This window comes from Prevotella sp. MA2016, from assembly GCF_000619825.1.
Taxonomy (GTDB): domain Bacteria; phylum Bacteroidota; class Bacteroidia; order Bacteroidales; family Bacteroidaceae; genus Prevotella.
On record NZ_JHUW01000011.1, the window covers coordinates 1 to 21,360 of the forward strand.

19 protein-coding genes are annotated in these 21,360 nt (G+C 48.3%); 8 read left to right on the forward strand and 11 right to left on the reverse strand.

The features are described from left to right. Positions 1-140 precede the first annotated feature (140 nt). Positions 141-746: a DUF4840 domain-containing protein gene (locus tag T360_RS0108690; protein WP_028912433.1), complete on the reverse strand. Its 606-nt coding sequence runs from the start codon at positions 744-746 to the stop codon at positions 141-143. A 142-nt stretch (positions 747-888) separates the two neighbouring features. Here T360_RS0108690 and T360_RS0108695 point away from each other — a divergent pair, with 142 nt between their 5' ends. Beyond that, positions 889-1,683, forward strand: coding sequence for an EFR1 family ferrodoxin (locus tag T360_RS0108695; protein WP_028912434.1), 795 nt, complete (start codon positions 889-891; stop codon positions 1,681-1,683). Here T360_RS0108695 and T360_RS0108700 read toward each other — a convergent pair. The 3 genes from T360_RS0108700 to T360_RS0108710 are packed head-to-tail and all read right to left on the reverse strand — an operon-like array spanning position 1,655 to position 4,107. Further along, positions 1,655-2,329, reverse strand: a complete 675-nt coding sequence (locus tag T360_RS0108700; RefSeq protein WP_028912435.1) for a YggS family pyridoxal phosphate-dependent enzyme — start codon at positions 2,327-2,329, stop codon at positions 1,655-1,657. The genes T360_RS0108695 and T360_RS0108700 overlap by 29 nt on opposite strands. A gap of 15 nt (positions 2,330-2,344) precedes the next feature. Further along, positions 2,345-2,821: a DUF4494 domain-containing protein gene (locus T360_RS0108705; protein WP_028912436.1), complete on the reverse strand. Its 477-nt coding sequence runs from the start codon at positions 2,819-2,821 to the stop codon at positions 2,345-2,347. Further along, positions 2,818-4,107, reverse strand: coding sequence for a hypothetical protein (locus tag T360_RS0108710; RefSeq protein ID WP_028912437.1), 1,290 nt, complete (start codon positions 4,105-4,107; stop codon positions 2,818-2,820). Before T360_RS0108710 ends, T360_RS0108705 begins: the two co-directional genes overlap by 4 nt. Positions 4,108-4,233: 126 nt before the next feature. Between T360_RS0108710 and T360_RS0108715 the strand changes: the two genes are divergently transcribed. From T360_RS0108715 to T360_RS0108730, 4 genes are all read left to right on the forward strand, one after another. Beyond that, entirely contained in the window at positions 4,234-5,439 is a 1,206-nt protein-coding gene (locus tag T360_RS0108715; RefSeq protein ID WP_028912438.1) for a pyridoxal phosphate-dependent aminotransferase, read from the forward strand. 12 nt (positions 5,440-5,451) lie between these two features. Beyond that, complete coding sequence (locus tag T360_RS0108720) at positions 5,452-6,699, forward strand: ABC transporter permease (RefSeq protein WP_028912439.1); 1,248 nt, start codon at positions 5,452-5,454, stop codon at positions 6,697-6,699. Between the two features lie 86 nt (positions 6,700-6,785). Then, a complete protein-coding gene (locus tag T360_RS0108725) occupies positions 6,786-8,444 on the forward strand; it encodes an AMP-binding protein (protein ID WP_028912440.1) in 1,659 nt (552 codons plus the stop codon). 7 nt (positions 8,445-8,451) lie between these two features. Further along, the gene (locus T360_RS0108730; RefSeq protein WP_028912441.1) at positions 8,452-10,113 is read left to right on the forward strand and encodes an AMP-binding protein; all 1,662 of its coding nucleotides are present in this window, start codon (positions 8,452-8,454) and stop codon (positions 10,111-10,113) included. Positions 10,114-10,157: 44 nt separating this feature from the next. Here T360_RS0108730 and T360_RS0108735 read toward each other — a convergent pair whose 3' ends face one another. Genes T360_RS0108735 through T360_RS0108750 form a run of 4 tightly spaced genes read right to left on the reverse strand, consistent with a single transcriptional unit; the run spans position 10,158 to position 14,990 of the window. Continuing rightward, complete coding sequence (locus T360_RS0108735) at positions 10,158-11,321, reverse strand: DUF6057 family protein (RefSeq protein ID WP_051523478.1); 1,164 nt, start codon at positions 11,319-11,321, stop codon at positions 10,158-10,160. Positions 11,322-11,324: 3 nt separating this feature from the next. Next, a complete protein-coding gene (locus T360_RS0108740; RefSeq protein WP_036929298.1) occupies positions 11,325-13,367 on the reverse strand; it encodes an alpha amylase C-terminal domain-containing protein in 2,043 nt (680 codons plus the stop codon). A 35-nt stretch (positions 13,368-13,402) separates the two neighbouring features. Continuing rightward, positions 13,403-13,846 (reverse strand): YhcH/YjgK/YiaL family protein, encoded by a 444-nt coding sequence (locus T360_RS0108745; RefSeq protein ID WP_028912444.1) that lies wholly within the window; start codon positions 13,844-13,846, stop codon positions 13,403-13,405. A 25-nt stretch (positions 13,847-13,871) separates the two neighbouring features. Then, entirely contained in the window at positions 13,872-14,990 is a 1,119-nt protein-coding gene (locus T360_RS0108750; RefSeq protein ID WP_028912445.1) for a phosphatidylinositol-4-phosphate 5-kinase, read from the reverse strand. 138 nt (positions 14,991-15,128) lie between these two features. On the opposite strand from T360_RS0108750, the gene kdsB reads away from it, so the two are divergent. Further along, positions 15,129-15,875 carry a 3-deoxy-manno-octulosonate cytidylyltransferase gene (gene kdsB, locus T360_RS0108755; RefSeq protein ID WP_028912446.1) on the forward strand — a complete coding sequence of 249 codons (747 nt, stop codon included), beginning with the start codon at positions 15,129-15,131 and terminating at the stop codon, positions 15,873-15,875. Here the strand turns inward: kdsB and T360_RS0108760 are convergent. Beyond that, positions 15,855-16,538 carry a DnaJ domain-containing protein gene (locus tag T360_RS0108760; RefSeq protein WP_028912447.1) on the reverse strand — a complete coding sequence of 228 codons (684 nt, stop codon included), beginning with the start codon at positions 16,536-16,538 and terminating at the stop codon, positions 15,855-15,857. The two genes, kdsB and T360_RS0108760, sit on opposite strands and share 21 nt — an antisense overlap. A gap of 132 nt (positions 16,539-16,670) precedes the next feature. On the opposite strand from T360_RS0108760, the gene T360_RS0108765 reads away from it, so the two are divergent. Together T360_RS0108765 and nudC are read left to right on the forward strand one after the other, a co-directional pair. Next, entirely contained in the window at positions 16,671-18,437 is a 1,767-nt protein-coding gene (locus T360_RS0108765) for a bifunctional UDP-sugar hydrolase/5'-nucleotidase (RefSeq protein WP_028912448.1), read from the forward strand. Beyond that, on the forward strand, positions 18,434-19,207 hold the full coding sequence (gene nudC / locus T360_RS0108770) for an NAD(+) diphosphatase (RefSeq protein ID WP_028912449.1): 774 nt from the start codon (positions 18,434-18,436) through the stop codon (positions 19,205-19,207). Before T360_RS0108765 ends, nudC begins: the two co-directional genes overlap by 4 nt. Here the strand turns inward: nudC and T360_RS0108775 are convergent. Next, positions 19,204-19,977, reverse strand: a complete 774-nt coding sequence (locus tag T360_RS0108775) for a DUF4738 domain-containing protein (protein ID WP_028912450.1) — start codon at positions 19,975-19,977, stop codon at positions 19,204-19,206. The two genes, nudC and T360_RS0108775, sit on opposite strands and share 4 nt — an antisense overlap. Then, positions 19,978-21,297, reverse strand: coding sequence for a UDP-glucose/GDP-mannose dehydrogenase family protein (locus T360_RS0108780; RefSeq protein WP_028912451.1), 1,320 nt, complete (start codon positions 21,295-21,297; stop codon positions 19,978-19,980). Between the last annotated feature and the right edge of the window lie 63 nt (positions 21,298-21,360).

Genomic DNA, 21,360 nt, shown 5'->3' on the forward strand with positions numbered 1-21,360 from the left:
AAAAGGAATGAGCCCGGCTATATACCGAGCTCACTACTATAGAGAGATAAATAATTAACGTTTAATTTAATGTCCAACTTTTCGGGGTCACATCACGCATCGCACAGGACAAAATAAATATTTACTTTTTATACCAAATCTTACTTATTCTTTCTAAACAAGAAAGGTGTATCCTTGGTAAGATATGAGGTGGTTTTACCGTCCATGAAGATACGGCCCTCGATAATTTCCATACTCATCTCCTTGGTGGTAGTGCTATAGGCACCGCTTGAATAGCTGTGATTGCCCCAGAAAGCAATCTGGATTTTGTGATTGCCATCGCTGGTGGTGATGTTAATCTCAGGGCTCTTGGGGTTGATGAGCCACTGTACGGGCGAAAGAGCTGTAAAACCGATATAGCACTCAATGTCGCTCTCGCCAGCATTCAGAAGGGCATTTCTCACCTCCTTGCCACTGATGCTGTCGATATTCTGCGCCAACAGCTTTACTGGGAAGTCGTGGATGGTCATGGTGCTATCAGTAGTGATGGTCCAGCTGATATCTACTGAGTCGGTGTTGTTGATGTCCTTGGCTGTTGGAGCCAGATAGATACACTTGCCCTGATGGGTGCCACGAACTGCATTCAGGCACATGGCGATGTCGTTCTTGGTCAATGGCTTGTAATCGCTGCTGTCATCACCAATACAAGATGTCAAACTCATAGCTGCCACGCAGCATGCTACAGAGAATAGTTTCATTACTTTCATTTTTGCTTTCCTTTTTATTTGTTTAGAATTACATTGATTATTCTACTTCATTAAATGCACATATGTGCGAAATATTGCATCGCTGTCCGTTAATAAAGTTTAAATCTAACAAATTTGGGCATTTAATGCTTACTTTTGCAGCATGATATTCTATTTTTCAGGTACAGGCAACACAAAATGGGTGGCACAGCAAATCAGCGAGGCCATCGGCGAATCATTGATAAATATCCCCGACGCCATCCGCCAAGGGGCGTATGAGTATGAACTGAAAGAGGGCGAAACGATAGGTTTCTGTTTCCCCACCCACGGCTGGCAGCCCCCCAAAATCGTACGCGATTTTATCAAAAAAATAATCTTCAATTTTCCATCTTCCATTTCCAATAATTATTGCTGGGCAATAACCACCTGTGGCGACAACATGGGCGAGGCGATGACGATACTCAATAAGGACTTGGCCACGATTGGACTGGCGGCCACCACGCAGTTTGCTGTCATCATGCCTGAGACCTATATCTGTCTGCCCTTCATGAAGACCGACCCTGTGGAGAAGGAGTTGAGCAAGATAGCCCAAGCGCGCCAGCAGCTGCCACATATTATAAATACAATACGCGCGCAAAAGGAAGGCGTAGTAGAACTGGTGAAGGGCGCCACTCCCCGACTCTACTCTTACGTGATAGGTGGCTATTTCAATGCCAAGATGGTGAACGACAAGAAGTTTACCGTTGATGCCGACGTGTGTATCAAGTGTGGCAAGTGCCAGAAGGTGTGCCCTGTGGATAATATACAAGGAACACCGCCCGAGTGGATTCACAACGGACGGTGCACCTCATGTTTAGCTTGCTATCATTACTGCCCTGTGCACGCCATCAACTGTGGCGAACGCACACGCAAGCGCGATCAATACTATTTTAATAAACGCGGGGACCAAAAATCTTAGTTCCCACACGAATCATGGTGGAACCAGTCTCCAGAGCGATGGGATAATCATCGCTCATACCCCATGAGCGCTCGCAGAAAGCGTCGTCAGCAGCAAAATACTGCGCTTTCACCTCGTCGAAGAAATCACGGGCTGATTGCATCTCGCGCCTGATCTGGGCGGCATCATCTACAAACGAGGCCATCATCATCAAGCCACATATCTGTACATGATGCAGCTCGCGCCACTCGCCTGCTGCCAACAGCTCGCGACAAGCATCGAGAGTGAGGCCGTATTTGGTGGATTCTTCGGCTATGTGCAGCTCGAGCAGCACTTTGATGGTGCGACCGCATTTCTCAGCCTGCTTATTGATCTCGCGCAACAGCTTGAGTGAGTCAACAGCCTCAATCATTGTCACATAGGGAGCGATATACTTCACCTTGTTGGTTTGCAGGTGGCCGATAAAATGCCACTCTATATCCTGGGGTAGCGACTGATGCTTCAGGCGCAACTCCTGCTCATGACTCTCACCAAACACACGCTGACCTTCCTCATAGGCAGCCTCGATATACTCGTTGGGGTGATACTTAGAGATAGCCACAAGGCGGACACCTTGTGGCAAAGTATTGAGCACTTCGTGCAGATTGGATTTAACGTCGTAATCCATCATCGTAGCGTTTTTTTACTGCTGCTCGTATTCGGGCTTATCGTTCTTCTTACCGTACTCATAGACATCCATCAGGGTTGTCTCGGCCACTGAAGATACTACATAGTCGATCATTGTGCCACCCATCACCTCGTCGATGTTCTTCATGGCACCATTCATAGAGCCGGCCTGCACCAGATAGTTAACGGTTGAGCGCTTCTCCTTCTCTGTCTTCTCATCGATGGTGATAAACTGAAGCTTTGCCTTGTACCACTTATCTGCAATATTATCATCGGTAAAGAATACTTCCTTATATGCTGCTTTCTTGATATCGGCCACCTCAAACTCTCCACTGATATATGACGACATCTCTTCGGTGATACGTGTCTCAGCCTCGCTAAAGCTGAGCGCATCTACTACATAACTCTCATTTACCTTCTTCTGCAAGCCGTCTTCTGTTACCTTCTCATAACGGATCTTGCATTCAAACCACATTGCTGTTCTACTTCTCATTTCTTTTCTGTTTTATTCTTCTTAATACCTATATAATCTTTGTCCAGCGCCTCCATCTTCTTGGTGGTTAGCTGGTCTATAATCTGACTTGCTATACGCTGTGAGCGACCGCTGCCCAGATTGGAACGCTTGGCCAACTCCTCCTCTACCTTAGCCAGTTCCTGGGTCATCGAGCGACTGCGGGCCATAAAATCTTTCTCCGAGAGATTCATCTTCTCATTATTATATACCTTCGAAAGAATTCGGTCGGCCTCTTTGGTAAACTGCTTGCGGAATATCTGCTCTGCCTTAGCCTGATAGGCTTTCATCTCTTTATCGTCGATGGCGATAGAGTCTTTGGCACGCATCTGCTTGGCCACGATATTGGCGATGGTGGCCGAGTCGGCATCAGCACCAAGCCCATACAGCAGATTCTCTTCGTCGAGCATCTCGTCGGGGATGGGCTCTTCTACTGGTTTCACGTATTCTATATCCTCAGGTTGTGGCAGCATATAGAAATAACCGCCCACAATGGCCAGCGCTATGGCAACAGCGGCAAAACCCACAGTGGCCGTACGGCGCATGCCCTTACGATTGATGAGGGCTTGATGAAACTCGCGCACCGACTGATAGCGACTGGCAGGATCCTGAGCCGTAGCCTTGCTGATGACCAGACGCCACTCTAAGGGCAGTCCTGAAGAATGATAGAGCCACACCACAAACTTGGCCAGCGAATACACATCGGCACGGGCATCTATCTCGCCTCCAGCCAGCACTTCGGGCGCCACATAGTCTTCCACCCCATCATAGAGCGTCTCCTGATCCAGTTTGGCGTAGAAAGAACCGTGACACAGCAAGCGCACTGTGGCATCGTTCTTACGTGCCAGCACATTGCAAGGGGCGAAGCACACGTGATACACGCCCTTCTCATTGAGCTGTTCGGTCAGGTCGGCCAGGTCGCGCAGCGTGTTGTTGGCAAAATCCTCGCGTGCCACCACAGCAGGATTCTCGTTAAGCAACTGTTCGAAGGTCACAAAATTGCCCACCTCCACAGCGATGGCATACACACCGCCGTCGCCCTCGTTGGGCACAAAGTGCAGCTGGTGCTTATTCGCAATCTTCTCCATGTCGGCAGCCTCTGTACGCACACAGTTGCTGAAGGCCACATGGTCAGCCACCTCATCATGAAACTCCACAAAATTAGAGTAACGACCCTCTATCAGCCGCTTATAGAAGTAGCCATAGGGAAGCCTTACTTTCGTGGTTTTCCTGACGTCGCGCGTCTCTAATAATTCTTCGAAATTCATTGTTTGCTCACAAATTTGCTGCAAAAGTAAACAAATAAATCGAAAAAAAGCACGTTTTAAAATTATTTTAGTACCTTTGCACCGCAAATATTTAAATGGTAAATTGTTAAACTGTAAATTACAAAGATGCCAGAGATATCAGTTCGCGGACTGGAGATGCCCGAGTCGCCAATCAGAAAACTCGCTCCACTCGCAGCAGCCGCAAAGAAAAGAGGTACAAAGGTGTACCATCTAAACATAGGTCAGCCCGATCTGCCTACACCGCAGGTTGGTCTTGACGCATTAAAACAGATAGACCGTAGCATCCTGGAATATTCACCCTCACAGGGATACCAGAGCTATCGCGAAAAGTTGGTCAGCTATTACGCCAAATACAACATCAACGTAACAGCCGACGATATCATTATTACCAGTGGTGGTAGTGAGGCGGTACTGTTTGCATTCCTGAGCTGCCTGAACCCTGGCGATGAGATCATCGTGCCAGAGCCTGCTTATGCCAACTACATGGCGTTTGCTATCTCGGCTGGTGCCAAGATCCGCACTATTGCCACTACCATCGAAGAGGGTTTCTCACTGCCAAAGGTAGAGAAATTCGAAGAATTGATCAATGAGCGCACACGCGCTATTATGATATGTAACCCCAACAACCCAACGGGTTATCTCTATACACGCCGCGAGATGAACCAGATTCGCGACTTGGTGAAGAAGTACGACTTGTATCTCTTCTCCGACGAGGTGTATCGCGAATATATCTATACGGGTTCACCTTACATCTCAGCTTGTCATCTGGAGGGTATCGAGCAGAACGTGATTCTTATCGACTCTGTTTCTAAGCGCTATTCTGAGTGTGGTATCCGCATTGGCGCGCTGATCACCAAGAATGCTGAGGTGCGTAAGGCTGTCATGAAGTTCTGTCAGGCTCGCCTCTCTCCTCCTCTCATCGGACAGATTGTGGCCGAGGCTTCGCTCGACGCGCCTGAGGAGTACTATCGCGACGTATATGATGAGTATGTGGAACGCCGTAAATGCCTGATCGACGGACTGAACCGTATTCCTGGCGTATATTCACCCATACCTATGGGTGCCTTCTACACAGTGGCCAAGTTGCCAGTAGACGACGCTGAGAAGTTCTGCCGCTGGTGCCTGTCGGAGTTCGAATACGAAGGCGAGACTGTGATGATGGCGCCTGCCGCTGGTTTCTACACCACGCCTGGTGCTGGCATCAATCAGGTGCGAATAGCCTACGTATTACAGAAGAAAGACCTTGAGCGTGCCCTCGTAGTGCTGCGCAAAGCACTTGAGCAATACCCAGGCCGCGTAGACGAGGATTAAAAGTATCAAGAATTGAATTTACCGTTATACATAGCTAAGAGAATATATAGTGATCAGGGCGACAAACGCAAAGTGAGTCGCCCCGCTATTCGTATAGCTACCATTGGTGTGGCTATCGGACTGGCTGTTATGATAGTAACGGTAAGTGTGGTGCTTGGTTTTAAGCATACCATCCGCGACAAGGTGGTGGGATTCGGCAGTCATATCCAAGTTCACAACATCTTGAATTATAGCGGCTCTACCCCTCACCCCATCTGTGCCGACGACAGTCTGATGAAGGCCATCAACCGCGTGCCTGGTGTGGCTCATGCTGAGCGATTCAGTATGGCGCAGGGCATCCTGAAAACAGATGAGGATTTCTTAGGTATCGCCATCAAGGGCATCGCCGAAGAGTATGATACCACCTTTCTGAGCAAGCATCTGATAGCAGGCAGCATCTCTTCATTCAGCGCCAAAACAAGTAAGTATAACTTACTGGTTTCCAAGATGATAGCCGACAAGCTAAAGCTAAAGGATGGCGACAAAATCTATGGATATTTCATCGACAATCAGGACGTACGCACCCGCCGATTCACCATCAGCGGCATCTATCAGACCAACATGACGCGCTTCGACGAGACGCTGTGTTTTACTGATTTGCATACGGCCAACAAACTGAATGGATGGACTGACAAACAGGCCACTGGTATAGAGGTCATCGCGAAGGATTTCAGTCGACTGAACGAGACGGCCGACGAGTTCGTAACCCGCATCAACCGCACTGGCGACGAGGAGGGCAACTCGCTCACTTCTGAAACCATCTACGAGCTCTACCCACAGGTGTTCTCTTGGCTGGAACTGCTCGACATCAACGTATGGATTATCCTGATACTGATGGTTTGCGTGGCCGGATTCACAATGATTAGCGGTCTGCTCATCATCATATTGGAACGCACACAGATGATAGGCATACTCAAAGCCTTAGGTGCGCGCAACAAAGCTGTTCGCCACACTTTCCTGTGGTTCTCAGTATTCATCATCGGCCAAGGTCTGCTGTGGGGCAACATCGCTGGCTTGGGCATCGTGCTGCTACAACAGCATACAGGTTTTATCACACTCGACCCACAGACGTATTATGTGAGTGAAGCACCCATGGAGCTAAATCTCCCTTTGGTGGCACTCATCAACATAGCCACACTCATCATCTGTATATTTGTTCTTATAGCCCCAAGCTACCTGATTTCGCACATCCACCCAGCGAAATCTATGAGATACGAGTAATTTTTTAAAAAATTGCACAAAAACATTTGGTATTGTGCAAAAAATGCATTACCTTTGCACAAAATTTCAAAATTTGTGCAGTTTTAATGGAACAATTTAGCAGTTTTAATGCAATATTGCAGAAAGCTATAATAGATAACTGGAATCAGGATGCTCTTACTGACTATCAGGGCATTACACTTCAGTATCACGATGTGGCTCGTAAAATAGAAAAATTACACATATTATTCGAGAACAGTGGCGTAGTAAAAGGTGACAAGATTGCCATCTGCGGCCGTAACTCAGCGCATTGGGCTGTAGCCTTTCTGGCCACTCTCACTTATGGCGCCGTAGCCGTACCTATCCTCCATGAGTTTAATGGCGAGCAGATTCAGAATATTGTGAATCACTCAGGTTCACGCCTGCTCTTTATTGGTGATTTTGCAGTGAAGACCATCGATGCCGAAGCCATGCCAGCGCTTGAGGCTATCTTCAACCTGCCCGACTTCTCACTCTACGTGTCGCGTTCAGAGAAGATTACTTATGCGCGCGAACATCTCAACATGATGTTTGGCAGCAAGTTTCCAAAAGCTTTCCGCGCAGAACATGTACACTACCATGAAGACACTGCCGAAGAGTTGGCACTCATCAACTATACCAGTGGTACCACAGGATTCTCAAAAGGCGTAATGCTGCCCTATCGTGCACTTTGGGGTAACGTAGAGTATATCGTCCGCGTGCTGGGTCGCGAGGTGAAGCCTGGCGACAACATGCTGAGCATTCTGCCTATGGCCCACATGTATGGTATGGCCATCGAGTTCTTATTTGGCTTCAGCAACGGCTGTCATCTCTTCTTCCTGACCCGTCTGCCAAGTCCGGCCATCATCGCCGAGGCGTTTGCTACCGTGAAGCCAGCGATTATCATCACCGTGCCACTCATCATCGAAAAGATTATCCGCAAGAAGGTATTCCCAAAGATACAGAACAACCGTATGCGCCTACTGCTCAACATGCCTGTGGTGAGCAAGAAGGTGAAGCAGCGCATCTGCCACGAGGTTTACAATGCCTTTGGTGGCAACCTCTACGAAGTGATCGTAGGTGGTGCTGCCCTCTCAAAGGAGGTGGAGGAGTTCCTGCTCTCTATCGGATTCCCCATCACCGTGGGTTATGGAACCACTGAGTGTGCCCCACTGATCTCTTATTGCGACTACAAGGACTTTATCGGCGGTTCGTGCGGACAGCCTGTAGATCGCATGGAGGTGAAGATTCTGAGCTCAGACCCAGTGAACATCCCTGGCGAGATTGTGACCCGAGGCACCAACCTGATGCAGGGCTACTATCTGAACGAAGAGGCCACCCGCGAAGCTATCGATGCCGACGGCTGGTATCACACAGGCGACCTGGGCACCATGCTGCCAAGCGGACATATCTTTATCCGCGGACGTTCGAAGAACATGCTGCTGGGTGCTAACGGACAGAACATATATCCAGAAGAAATAGAAGACAAGTTGAACACGATGGCTATGGTATCTGAGAGCCTGGTGATTCAGCGTGGCGATAAACTGGTGGCTTTGGTACACCCCGACAAGGACGAGGTGGTAAGCTTCAGTCAGGAAGAGCTGGAGCACATCATGGAGCAGAACAGACAGGAACTGAACAATCAGCTTCCTGCATACAGCCGCATCTCGGCTATCGAACTGCGCGATGAGGAGTTTGCCAAGACACCAAAGAAGAGTATCAAACGTTATCTTTATAAGAATAACTAATTCGCTTATGGAACATATACCTAGTTTTAACGCTCTTATACAAAAGAGTATTACTGACAATTGGGATCGCGACGCGCTGACCGACTTTAAGGGTCAGACACTGCAGTTTCATGACGTAGCCAGAAAAATCGAAAAGTTGCATATCCTTTTCGAGAACAGCGGTATCAAGAAGGGCGACAAGATTGCCCTTTGCGGACGCAACTCATCACAATGGGCAGTGGCTTTCCTGGCCACGCTCACCTACGGCGCCGTAGCAGTGCCCATCCTTCACGAGTTTAATGCCGAGCAGGTACACAACATCGTGAACCACTCTGAAGCACGACTGCTTTTTGTAGGCGACCACGTGGCTACAATTATCGATCCCCAAGCCATGCCAACACTCGAGGGTATTATCAACAACCCCGACTATTCGCTGATGATTTCACGTACCGACAAGCTTACTTATGCACGCGAACATCTGAACGAACTCTATGGAAAGAAATTCCCCAAATACTTCCGCAAGGAGCACGTAAGCTACTACTTGGAGCAAAGCCCCGAAGAGCTGGCTGTTATCAACTACACCAGCGGTACTACGGGCTTCTCTAAGGGTGTGATGATTCCTTATCGCGCCTTGTGGTCGAACTACGACTTTGCAATGGACGTATTGGGTAACACCATCAAATCAGGTGATAAGGTGATTTCGATGCTGCCTATGGCACACATGTACGGCATGGCCTTCGAGTTTATCTTCGAATTCCTGCATGGCTGCCATGTGCACTACCTCAACCGTGTGCCATCTCCCGCCATCATCGCTCAGGCGCTGGCAGAGATTCGTCCACGTATCGTCATCGCCGTACCTCTCATCATCGAGAAGATTATCCGCAAGAAGGTGTTCCCAAAGATACAGAACAACCGCATGCGCCTGCTGCTGCAGATGCCCGTAATATCAAAGAAGGTACGCGAGATGATCTGTCAGGAAGTGCTCAAGGCTTTTGGTGGAAATATGTACGAGGTGATCATCGGTGGTGCTGCTCTGAATCAGGAGGTGGAGCATTTCCTGAAGCGCATCGACTTCCCCTACACTGTGGGATATGGTGCTACTGAGTGTGCACCAATCATCTGCTATCGCGACTGGCACACCTTTGCGCCAGGATCATGCGGACGCGCTGCCCTGCATCAGGAGGTGAAAATCGTATCTCCCGACCCACAGCGCATTCCTGGTGAGATTCTCACCAAGGGTCCAAACGTGATGCTGGGATACTATAAGAACCCTGAAGCTACAGCTGAGACCATCGACCGCGACGGCTGGTACCACACAGGCGACCTGGGCACAATGGATGCCGACGGCAATGTGTTTATCAACGGACGTTCGAAGAACATGCTGCTGGGTCCTAATGGTCAGAACATCTATCCAGAGGAAATTGAGGACAAACTGAACTCGATGACAATGGTGGTTGAGAGTATCGTGGTGCAGCGCGACAACAAGCTGGTGGCACTGGTTCATCCTGATATGGACGAGGCCAACAACATGGGCTTCTCAGAAGAGGATCTGAAGAACATCATGGAGCAGAACCGTAACGGACTGAATGAAATGATTCCTGCCTACGAGAAAATCTCAGAAATAGAAATTCACGAAGAAGAATTTGAGAAAACGCCTAAGAAGAGTATCAAGCGTTATCTCTACAAATAAATAGAAAAGAAAAACTCTCACCGTAACTGGTGAGAGTTTCTTTTTTATTCGTAAAAATAATAATACCAATAGGTGCCGAAATACTGATCCATAACCTTACCCTTCTGTTCCATCTTGTTAGGATACTGTTTGCGCAGGTCGCGGAAGTTAGCATAGTCTTCATCCAGCACCGTGTTCTGATACACGGCCACAGGACGAGCACGCAGATGGGTATAGAGCACCATAGCCTCGCGATAGTGCTTGGGCAGACTGTCGTTCAGTTGGTAATACTTACCAATCTCTTTGGCAAAGGCATCAATCTGCTTGTCTATCAGATAGCCCGACAACTGATAATCGGCCACCACCTTACTTGGAACGGTATCCTTACACAGCACATGATGCTGCACCAGTTGCAGATAATGCATGGGCTCCATCGGATAGGCAGGCACAGCGCCCAGGAACTTATAGATGCTGTCAGCCGGATATAATAATAAGGTGGACTGCCCGTCTGTTGGCAGGATACTCTTGCTATTGCCACAGAGCTTATACTCGAAGAGGCGCTCGCCCAGCGCATCCTGACGCGCCAATGCCGCCATACGCAGCATCACCAGATGCTTGTCTGTCTCCAGCGACTTGCGCCCTGCTGCCAGCGCACCATCCACATCACCTTCAAGCAAGCAGTGCTCCGCCCGCATGCGATAATGGAATACTGCATCAGTATTTCCGATGCCAGCAGTCATCATCATCAGACCAGACATGAAAAGCAGGTTGACCCACATGGAGCGCGAGAAGACATGAGGATGGGGATCATCATCAATCTCCTGAAACTTATGTGCCAAGAAGATGCCCCCACTCCACAACACAACGTAAAGGAATACAAGCCACCAAGGGAACTGGCGCGTGATGCCACCATCAGAATCTGGAACAATATCGGTGAGCACACCCAGCACCAACATCGACGGGAAGAAGCTGAGTGCATAGAAACTCTTGTCGAGATGCGTAAACTTATGCACAAGATGCTGTAGCAGATAGAGCAGAGCGGTGATGACCAACGCACCTACAAAACGATTGTAGTGGGTAAGACCATGACTCAACACATGCTGCCCCATAGTGAGCAGGTCGCTCTGAAAGAAGAACAACCAGCACCAAGAGAAGAGGATAAAAACGATAGCGCACACGATGCGGATGACCATGGCGCTACCAGTATGTTTCTTTTTACGATAGTTCATATTTTAAATTTTCTTCAACACAACGGCTGAGCGAGCCGGTATATAGAGTTTGAGCCACTCCTTATGATCCTGCACATAAAGGGGATCGTAGTTGGTGAAGTGGGTAACAGTATCGTCGGCAAAGCCATTGCCGCCAAAATCTTTCGAATCGGTGTTGAGCACCACCTTATACTGACCTGTGGGCACGAGGAAACCATAGTCGGTATAACTGCGTGTGGGTGAGAAGTTGAACACGAACACCAGATCACCACGTCTGAAGCACAGCACCTGATCGGCATCGTTATGCCATATCTCCACCACAGGGGTGTTCTGGAAGTTGCGCACACTCTTGATGGTCTTTATCATCTCGCGATCGAAGTCGCCCAACCAATGATAGCACAAATCCTTATCATCAACCAGACTCCACTGACGGCGTGCGTACTTATAACTCCATCCGTTTCCTTCGCGAGGGAAGTCAATCCATTCTGGATGTCCAAACTCATTTCCCATGAAGTTCAGATAGCCACCATTGATGGCGCCAATCGTAACCAAGCGAATCATCTTATGGAGTGCGATACCACGCTGGGCAATATCGTTGACGTCTTTCTTGGCGAAATGCCAATACATATCAGCATCAATCAAGCGGAAGATGATGGTCTTATCACCCACCAGGGCCTGGTCGTGACTCTCGCAGTACGAGATGGTCTTCTCATCAGGACGCCTGTTTTTCACCTCCCAGAAGATACTGCACACATTGATATCCTCGTCGCGCACTTCTTTAATCGTCTTAATCCAGTAGTCGGGGATATTCATCGCCATGCGATAATCGAATCCATAACCACCATCCTCAAACTTGGCAGCCAATCCTGGCATACCACTCACCTCTTCAGCGATAGTGATGGCAGCTGGGTTCACCTCGTGGATGAGCTTGTTGGCCAGTGTGAGATAGCAGATGGCATTATCATCCTCATGACCATTAAAGTAATCGCCATATCCACCAAATGCCTCACCCAGTCCGTGCGAGTAGTAAAGCATAGAGGTGACTCCATCAAAGCGGAAGCCATCAAACTTAAACTCCTCGAGCCAGTAGCGACAGTTAGACAACAGGAAATGCAGCACCTCGTCCTTGCCATAGTCGAAGCAGAGTGAATCCCATGCGGGATGCTCATGACGCTCGCCTGGATAGAAATACTGGTTGGGGTCGCCAGCCAGATTGCCAAGACCCTCTATCTCGTTCTTCACAGCATGCGAGTGAACGATATCCATGATAACAGCCACTCCATTCTTGTGGGCAGTATCGATGAGTTCCTTCAGCTCCTCGGGGGTGCCGAAACGGCTGCTGGGAGCAAAGAACGACGATACATGATAGCCAAACGAGCCATAGTAAGGATGCTCCTGAATAGCCATCACCTGAATGCAGTTATAGCCATCCTTGATGATGCGCGGCAGCACATTGTCCTTAAACTCCTTATAGGTGCCCACCTTCTCGGCATCCTGTCCCATACCTACATGGCACTCATAGATGAGCAGAGGGTTCTTCTTGGGCTTGAAGCTCTTCTTCTTAAACACATAAGGCTGGTCGGGATTCCATACCTGAGCAGAGAATATCTTGGTGTTTTCATCCTGCACCACACGGCGTGCCCAAGCAGGGATACGCTCACCTTCTCCCCCATTCCACTTGACCTTCATCTTATAGAGCTGGCCATGCTTCATGGCTTTCTCGCTGAGCTTGAGCTCCCAGTTGTTTGTGCCAGCAATGCGCTTGCAACGATATTTCTCGTTCTCCTGCCAATTATTGAAATCGCCAATCAGATAGATATCGGTAGCATTGGGCGCCCACTCACGAAACACCCATCCCTTGGCCAACTTATGCAGACCAAAGTAAAGATGCCCCGAAGCAAAGTCGCTCAGACTTTTCTTACCATTACGGGTTAACTGGTTCAGTTTCCATACTGCGTGATCGTGCCTGCCACGAATAGCTGCCTCAAAAGGCTCCAACCACGAATCATTGCGCACCAAACCGATATGCTCAGCCTGAGCAGGTGTAGTTTTTTTCTTAGTTGCCATAGTTGATATCTTTTATTCTTTTATTTTTTATTCTTTTATTTTTTCACCTTGAAGATGGCCTTTTTCACCTCGGGCTCATCAAGGATACAGGGTGCATGTCCATCCTGTGGGAAGAAGATAGCGAACTGTCCGGGCTTAACAGTAACGTAGGTCTGAGCCTTGGTTTCGCCATACTTGGTGATATCCTTTTCAGCATTATACTCAAACTCGGGCAGATCGCACAGAGGTGTGTAGCCGAAGGTTTCGTCGCAAGTGAGCGGCAGCTGAATATCTATCATCTCTACATGAGTTTCAAGAACAGCAGTATCCTTGGTGCGCTGCTTGGCCACCTGAAGATTCATAAACAAGCCATCCTTGATGGGATATTTTCCACCCTCCATAGTCTGGAGGTCATTGTCTTTCAAAAACGCTACGACATCGGCAAACAGCGGATTAAGTGCTACATATTTGCCAAGATTCTCAATTGTATCAATAATCATAATCAGATAATATTTAAGTTCTTTGTTATTTTAATTGTCTATGTCCACGTGTATAAGTGCCTTGAGCAGTCACCTTACCATTGCGGTCTCTTTCTACAAAATTGCCATCGCGCACATCGTCGATATAGGTTCCTTCAAAGCGGTTGCCATCCTTATCCTCCTCAATAGCAGCACCATTGCGCTTGCCGTTTTTGAAGACACCCTTGAACTTAGAGCCATCAGCAAAACGCGCGATGCACTCGCCATTGGGCTGACCGGCCTTAAAGGTGCCTTCTACAGTGTCGCCACACTTCTTTGTAAGTTTGCCGCGACCTTCCTGCTTGTCGGCCTTCCACTGACCCACGTAAGTGTCGCCATTCTGCCACACCAGTGTGCCCTGACCCTGCTTGTCACCTTGGATAAACTGGCCAGTATAGACATCGCCATTGGCATAACGGAAGATGCCCTGACCAGTGCGCTCTCCACGCACATAGTCGCCCTCGTAAACGTCACCATTCTGGAACTTATAGATGCCGCGTCCGTTCATCTCGTCGTCGGCCCAAGGACCCACATACACGTCGCCACCGGCATACTTGAATGTGCCCTTACCAGAGCGCATATTGTCTTTCCAATCGCCATCATAAATCGAGCCGTCGCCCCAGTCGTACAGGCCTTTACCGTTCTTTTTATCATTGAGCCACTCGCCACGATAGAAAGCACCGCTGGCAAAGGTGTAGGTACCAAAGCCCGAACGCTTGTCCTGTCGCCACTCGCCATCATACTTATCGCCATTGTAATAGTACATCACACCATGGCCCTGCTGATAATCGCGGAACCAAAGACCATCGTAACGGTTGTTGTTGGCAAAATAATAAGTACCCTTGCCATGCTGCTGGTCTTGAAACCACTCGCCCTCATATTTCTCGCCATCAAAAAAAGAAAAGATGCCGAAGCCCTGACGCTTACCTTTTACATATTCACCCTCGTAAAAATTACCGTTCTTATACACGGCCTTACCTTTACCATTAGGTTTTCCCATTACCATCTCGCCCTGATACTCACCACCATCTTTAGTGGTAGCCGAGCCAAGTGTTATTTTCTGTGCATCTGCAGTAAAAGGCAGAAACAATGTGAGTGCTATAATCGAAAGTTTGTTTATATTCATTTGCAATACTATCCTTGTTTTAGTGTGCAAATTTAAATAAAATAATCGAGGTGCGCAAATTACTCACCTATTATTAATATAATTTTTCACTTTTAAAATTTGGTTTTCTTCTCACTTATTCGTAATTTTGCACCCATTATGAAGTTTATGGCTATTATTCCTGCCCGTTATGCTTCAACGAGATATCCGGGCAAGCCGCTTGCAATACTGGGCGGAAAAACAGTGATTCAGAGAGTGTATGAGCAGGTGAAGAGCGTGCTCGACGAAGTATATGTTGCTACCGACGACGATCGTATTTTTGGCGCCGTAACAGCGTTTGGCGGAAAGGCAGTCATGACACGTGCCGACCACAAGAGTGGTACTGATCGTATTGAGGAAGCAGCAGAAAAGATTGGTTCGGATGCTGATGTGATTATCAATGTGCAGGGCGACGAACCTTTCATCCAGCCCAAGCAGATTGAAACCTTGATGCACCTGTTTGATGCCCCAGAGACACAGATTGGCACATTAGGCAAACTGTTTGAATCTATCGAGGCTGTAGAGAATCCCAACTCGCCAAAGATTGTAACCGACAATCGCGGATTTGCTCTCTATTTCAGTCGCAGCGTAATCCCATTTATCAGAGGTGTAGAGCGCAACGAGTGGTTTGGCCAGTATCCTTTCCTGAAGCACTTAGGTATCTACGCTTATCGCCGCGAAGTATTGGCTGAGGTAACAAAATTGCCCCAAAGCAGTCTGGAGAAAGCAGAGAGCTTGGAGCAATTACGTTGGTTGCAGAACGGCTATCGCATCCGTGTGGGCCTGACCGATATCGAAACGGTTGGTATCGACACCCCTGAGGACCTGACGCGTGCCGAAGAATTTCTACTGAAGCATCTGGCGTAGAAGATCCTTCTGTCGCTCTGTAAGATTTGTCGGAAGTTTTACTTGGTAGGTAATGATGAGATCGCCAAAGGTGCCATCTCCCCTATCATACCCCTTACCACGCAGTCGGACCTTAGTGCCTGGCTGCGTTTCTGGTTTTATCTTCAGCTTCAGTTTCTGACCGTTCGACAGGGTTACAATCACCTCACCACCCAGCATGGCGGTGTAAAGATCTATTGTAACATTAGCATTCATCTCACCACTATGGGTTCGTGCCTGCCTACTGCCACCAAAACCTTGGAAGCCGCCGAAGCCTCCACCTTGGCGACCTTTGCGTCCGAACAGATCTTCGAAGAACGACGAGAAGCCACCTCCGCCCTGGAAGTTGCTGAAGTCGAAACCACCAAACGGATTACCACCACCCTGTGCGCCACCGCCAAAGCCTTGGAACTGCTCAGCCTCGCGCCAACGCTCACCATACTGGTCGTATTTTTTACGCTTCTCAGGGTCGCCAATCACATCATAAGCCTCCTGCAAAGCCTGGAACTTAGCCTGGGCTTTGGGATCGTCGGGATGCAAATCAGGATGAAACTGCTTGGCACGCTTCAGATAAGCCTTCTTCACATCCTTCTGCGCAATTGTTTTATCTACGCCTAAAATCTTGTAATAATCAATAAATGCCATAATCAAAATCCTCCTATTTTTGATAATCAGACAGCAAAAAATATGCCAAACCGTCTTCAAAAAAAATAAATAAAATTTGGAAGTATCAGGCTTTTTGTGTATTTTTGCACCAAATTTACAAAAACAGGAAAAATGAAAAAGATTATAATCGGACTGATATCGGCTTTCATATTTGTATCACCCATGGAAGCACAACGCAATAAGACCGTGAAAATCAAGGTCATAGAAACTAGCGACGTACATGGTCATTTCTTCCCCTACGATTTTATGGAGCAAAGACCCATCAAGGGTACCCTTTCGCGTGCCAACACTTATATCAAGAAGCAGCGCAAGAAGTATGGCGACGACCATTTTCTGCTGATTGACAATGGCGACATCCTGCAAGGTCAGCCTTGCGTGTATTGGTCGAACTATGTGATGCCCGAGGATGAGAACATCGCCGCATCGGTCATCAACTATATGAAATATGACGCAGAGACTGTGGGCAACCACGACATTGAGCCTGGCCATAAGGTGTATGACAAATGGATTCGCGAGGTGCGCTGCCCACTTCTGGGTGCCAACATTGTGAAAGAGGAATACAAGAATGCCGAGGCCAATCCTCATCATATTTATTCAGGACTGAAACCATACTCAGTACATTATAAAGATGGTGTGAAGATAGTGGTTATCGGCATGATTACCCCCGCCATCCCCCACTGGCTTAACAAGTCGATTTGGAAAGGCATGGAGTTTGAGGAGATGACAGCCTGCGCCAAGAAATGGGTGAAATATGTGAAGGAGACAGAAAAGCCCGACCTGATTTTCGGTCTGTTCCATGCTGGTCTGAGCGGTGGTATCAAAACCGCCGAGTACGAGGAAGATGCGACCGAATCGGTAGCTCGCGAGGTGCCAGGATTCGACATCATCTTCTTTGGTCACGACCATCAGGTGCACAACATGTGGATTACTAACAAAGCAGGCGAAAAAGTGCTGTGTATCGACCCCTCTTGCTACGTAAACAATGTGGCCGAGGCCGAGATTAAGCTGACTTACCAGGATGGTAAACTGACCAAGAAAGACATTATCGGCAATATTGTGAACGTGCGCGACGAGATGATTGACAAGCAGATGATAAAGCACTTCCAGCCAACCATCGATGAGGTTAAGGAATACGTCAGTCAGAAGATAGGCTACTTCAAGAATCCTATCTACACCCGCGAGAGTTTCTTTGGCAATTCGGCTTTTACCGACCTGATTCACAATCTGCAGATGAGCATCTCGAAAGCCGATATCTCATTCAACGCCCCCTTGGCATTCGATACCACCATTGATGCCGGCGAGGTTACACAGGCCGATATGTTTAAGCTGTATCGCTTTGAGAACCTGCTGTTTGTACTCAAGATGACTGGCGAGGAAATCAGAAAACACCTGGAGTTCTCGTACGATATGTGGTGTAACACTATGACATCGCCCAACGACCACGCGCTGCGCTTGAACGATGATTCAAAGGAAGACCAGCAGCGTACAGGATTCCAATACTACACCTTTAATTTCGACTCAGCTTGCGGTATCGACTACGAAGTGGATGTGACCAAGCCCGACGGACAGAAAGTTAGGATTCTGCGCATGTCGAACGGTGAGCCATTCGACGAGAAAAAATGGTATAAGGTAGTGATGAACAGCTATCGCGCCAATGGTGGTGGCGAACTGCTGACCCGCGGCGCAGGCATCCCACAGGATTCACTCGAGAGCCGCGTGCTCTTCCATACCGAACTGGACCAGCGCCACTATCTGACAGAAGAGATTAAACGTTTGGGCATTATCGACCCACAAAAGAATAACAACTGGAAATTCGTGCCCGAGGCATGGGTAAAACCTGCTCTCGAGAGAGACCGTAAGCAACTGTTTGGAAAATGAAACAACACTATTTTGTATTCTGCAAAGAAGACTTATTACTAGAAAAGACCGAAGATGGCGGTTATACCATCCCCTTTCAGGAAGAGCCACCAACCGAGGTAAAACCTTGGACTAACGTGATGACAGTAACCCCGCTGGATGGCATTGAGGTAAAAACGTATAAGATAGACAGCCCTATCACCGACGACCCACGCTACGAGATGTGCGGCTTGCGCCAGAGCTACTATAAACTTGACAACAAGCTGTATCAGACGGCCGGCAAGTGCAAGGAGCTGCAATACTGGGATGCCAACACCAAGTATTGTGGCGTGTGCGGTGCTCCTATGCGAATGGATACTGAGATCTCGAAAAAATGCACAGAGTGCGGCAAGGAGATATGGCCACAACTGGCCACAGCAGTTATCGTGCTGATACACAAAGGCGACGAGGTGCTGCTGGTTCGAGCCAAGAATTTCCGCACCGATTTTTATGGCCTGGTAGCCGGTTTTGTTGAGACTGGCGAAACACTCGAAGAGGCCGTAGCCCGCGAAGCATTCGAGGAGACAGGCGTTAAGATTACAAACATACGCTACTTTGGTTCACAACCCTGGCCCTACCCTTGCGGACTGATGGTAGGTTTTAACGCCGACTATGTATCAGGCGACATTCACCTGCAAGCCAGCGAGATAGCCAAGGGCGGCTGGTTTCGCAAAGACAACCTGCCTACTATCCCCGAAAAATTATCTATTGCAAGAATGCTGCTTGATGCCTGGTTGGAAGAGAAAGCTTAATACTCTAACAACTGCATCGACAATGCCCCCGTATAACTGATGGTTGACTCTACCATATAACAGGTAGCGCCATCAGGGATACAAAGGGTGGCGTTAAAATGCAAGCCTTCCTTATCAATATGGTTGAACTCCATATTGGCCAGTATAGCTTCATCCAGAAAAGCAGCAGGCACTAAACCCTGATACTGCTGCTTACGGAAATCGCTCGAAAAAAGCTTTCGTGCACCATCAAAAACACTCACGTTCATGATGTTATCGTAATACACGTTTTCCACCTCCAGTCCGTCGTCGTTATATGAACGCTTCGTGACTTTATACTTGGTGGGATTGATAGCGATATACCAATGGTAGCGACGGTTATTATATGTCACTACCGAATCTATTTTCACCTGATGCGTGTATGTGAGCACGCTTGGCGAACCTTGTTCTATCTCCGTATCCTCGTCACTCTTCTGCAACTTCAGCAAGTCGCCATTCTGATTGTTGATCCAGAAGAGGTGCTCAGTACGCTTAACGATACTATATGCCGTGCCCGATGCCAGATAAAGCGAGTCACCAGAGATGCGGAAGTAGGTAGGCATGCTAGTAGCATCAGCAAAGTAGAGCGTATCGCCGCTTACACGGAACGACACGTCGCCACTCTCCTCATCTACCCATACACCCTGGAGCATCTCCTTGGCCTCCTTATCGTCGAGCAACGATGATGAGTTGTTCTGGCGACATGCCACCAGAACAACCATCAGCATTGATATCGTTAAAATCTTCTTCATTTATTTACCTATGCAATGATACTCAAAGCCATTCTCATCGAGCTCCTCGCTATCGAAGATGTTTCTACCATCGATAACCAGCGGACGCTTCATAGCCTTCTTGATAACACCCCATCCTGGCAGACGGAACTCCTTCCACTCTGTGAGCAGCAGCAGGGCATCGGCATCCAGCACCACATCATACATATCGCGGCAATAGGTCACCGTTTCGCCAATACGACGCTTACACTCATCCATAGCGATTGGGTCGTAAACACGTACGTTACATCCAGCCTCAAGCAACTTGGCTATCATCACCAGCGCTGTAGATTCGCGCATATCATCAGTCTCAGGCTTGAACGACAGTCCCCACATGGCGATGGTCTTACCCTTCAGAGCCTCCACGCTGCCGAAAGCCTTCACCAGTTTCTCAAAGAGCACGCTCTTCTGCTTCTCATTCACACGCTCCACAGCCTTGAGCACCTCCATCGAGTAACCATTCTGGTCGGCAGTCTTAATGAGCGCCTTCACATCCTTGGGGAAACAAGAGCCACCATAGCCGCAACCAGCATAGAGGAACTTACGACCGATACGTGTATCACTACCGATACCTGCGCGTACCATATTCACATCGGCACCAACACGCTCGCAGAGGTTGGCAATATCATTCATAAATGAGATGCGTGTAGCCAGCATCGAGTTGGCAGCATACTTGGTCATCTCAGCCGATGGGATATCCATAAAGATAACACGGAAGTTGTTGATAAGGAAAGGCTTGTAGAGTTTGGTAAGGGTCTTCTTAGCTTTTTCGCTCTCTACACCTACCACCACGCGGTCGGGACTCATAAAGTCCTTGATGGCATTACCCTCTTTCAGAAACTCAGGGTTAGAGGCCACATCAAAATCAATATCCACGCCACGCTTCTGCAGCTCGTCTTCGATAGCCTTACGCACCTTTTTGGCAGTACCAACAGGCACGGTACTCTTGGTTACCACAACCACATACTTCTTCAGGTTCTGTCCGATGGTCTTAGCCACCTGCAGCACGTACTTCAAGTCGGCCGATCCATCCTCATCAGGGGGCGTTCCCACAGCAGAGAACACAATCTCCACATCATCCAGCACCGAAGCCAAGTCGGTAGTAAACTTCAAGCGGCCTGCAGCCACATTCTTCTTCACCAACTCGTCCAATCCAGGCTCGTAGATGGGAATTTCACCGTTCTTCAGGCGTTCTATTTTCTTTTCATCTACATCCACACATGTCACATTTGCACCGGTATCGGCGAAACATGTACCAGATACTAAACCTACATATCCAGTTCCAACAATAGCAATATTCATATCTGTTAACTACTAATTTTTGTGCAAAGGTACATTAAATTTTTAATTTCCCAAGCATTTTAA

What these genes read in the sequence shown, in the direction of transcription:
- T360_RS0108775 (WP_028912450.1), bottom strand. Translation starts at nt 19,977, where the DNA reads ATGAAGAAGATTTTAACGATATCAATGCTGATGGTTGTTCTGGTGGCA.
- T360_RS0108745 (WP_028912444.1), bottom strand. Translation starts at nt 13,846, where the DNA reads ATGATTATTGATACAATTGAGAATCTTGGCAAATATGTAGCACTTAAT.
- T360_RS0108700 (WP_028912435.1), bottom strand. Translation starts at nt 2,329, where the DNA reads ATGGATTACGACGTTAAATCCAATCTGCACGAAGTGCTCAATACTTTG.
- T360_RS0108715 (WP_028912438.1), top strand. Translation starts at nt 4,234, where the DNA reads ATGCCAGAGATATCAGTTCGCGGACTGGAGATGCCCGAGTCGCCAATC.
- nudC (WP_028912449.1), top strand. Translation starts at nt 18,434, where the DNA reads ATGAAACAACACTATTTTGTATTCTGCAAAGAAGACTTATTACTAGAA.
- kdsB (WP_028912446.1), top strand. Translation starts at nt 15,129, where the DNA reads ATGAAGTTTATGGCTATTATTCCTGCCCGTTATGCTTCAACGAGATAT.
- T360_RS0108750 (WP_028912445.1), bottom strand. Translation starts at nt 14,990, where the DNA reads ATGAATATAAACAAACTTTCGATTATAGCACTCACATTGTTTCTGCCT.
- T360_RS0108740 (WP_036929298.1), bottom strand. Translation starts at nt 13,367, where the DNA reads ATGGCAACTAAGAAAAAAACTACACCTGCTCAGGCTGAGCATATCGGT.
- T360_RS0108760 (WP_028912447.1), bottom strand. Translation starts at nt 16,538, where the DNA reads ATGGCATTTATTGATTATTACAAGATTTTAGGCGTAGATAAAACAATT.
- T360_RS0108705 (WP_028912436.1), bottom strand. Translation starts at nt 2,821, where the DNA reads ATGAGAAGTAGAACAGCAATGTGGTTTGAATGCAAGATCCGTTATGAG.
- T360_RS0108730 (WP_028912441.1), top strand. Translation starts at nt 8,452, where the DNA reads ATGGAACATATACCTAGTTTTAACGCTCTTATACAAAAGAGTATTACT.
- T360_RS0108725 (WP_028912440.1), top strand. Translation starts at nt 6,786, where the DNA reads ATGGAACAATTTAGCAGTTTTAATGCAATATTGCAGAAAGCTATAATA.
- T360_RS0108710 (WP_028912437.1), bottom strand. Translation starts at nt 4,107, where the DNA reads ATGAATTTCGAAGAATTATTAGAGACGCGCGACGTCAGGAAAACCACG.
- T360_RS0108765 (WP_028912448.1), top strand. Translation starts at nt 16,671, where the DNA reads ATGAAAAAGATTATAATCGGACTGATATCGGCTTTCATATTTGTATCA.
- T360_RS0108780 (WP_028912451.1), bottom strand. Translation starts at nt 21,297, where the DNA reads ATGAATATTGCTATTGTTGGAACTGGATATGTAGGTTTAGTATCTGGT.
- T360_RS0108735 (WP_051523478.1), bottom strand. Translation starts at nt 11,321, where the DNA reads ATGAACTATCGTAAAAAGAAACATACTGGTAGCGCCATGGTCATCCGC.
- T360_RS0108690 (WP_028912433.1), bottom strand. Translation starts at nt 746, where the DNA reads ATGAAAGTAATGAAACTATTCTCTGTAGCATGCTGCGTGGCAGCTATG.
- T360_RS0108695 (WP_028912434.1), top strand. Translation starts at nt 889, where the DNA reads ATGATATTCTATTTTTCAGGTACAGGCAACACAAAATGGGTGGCACAG.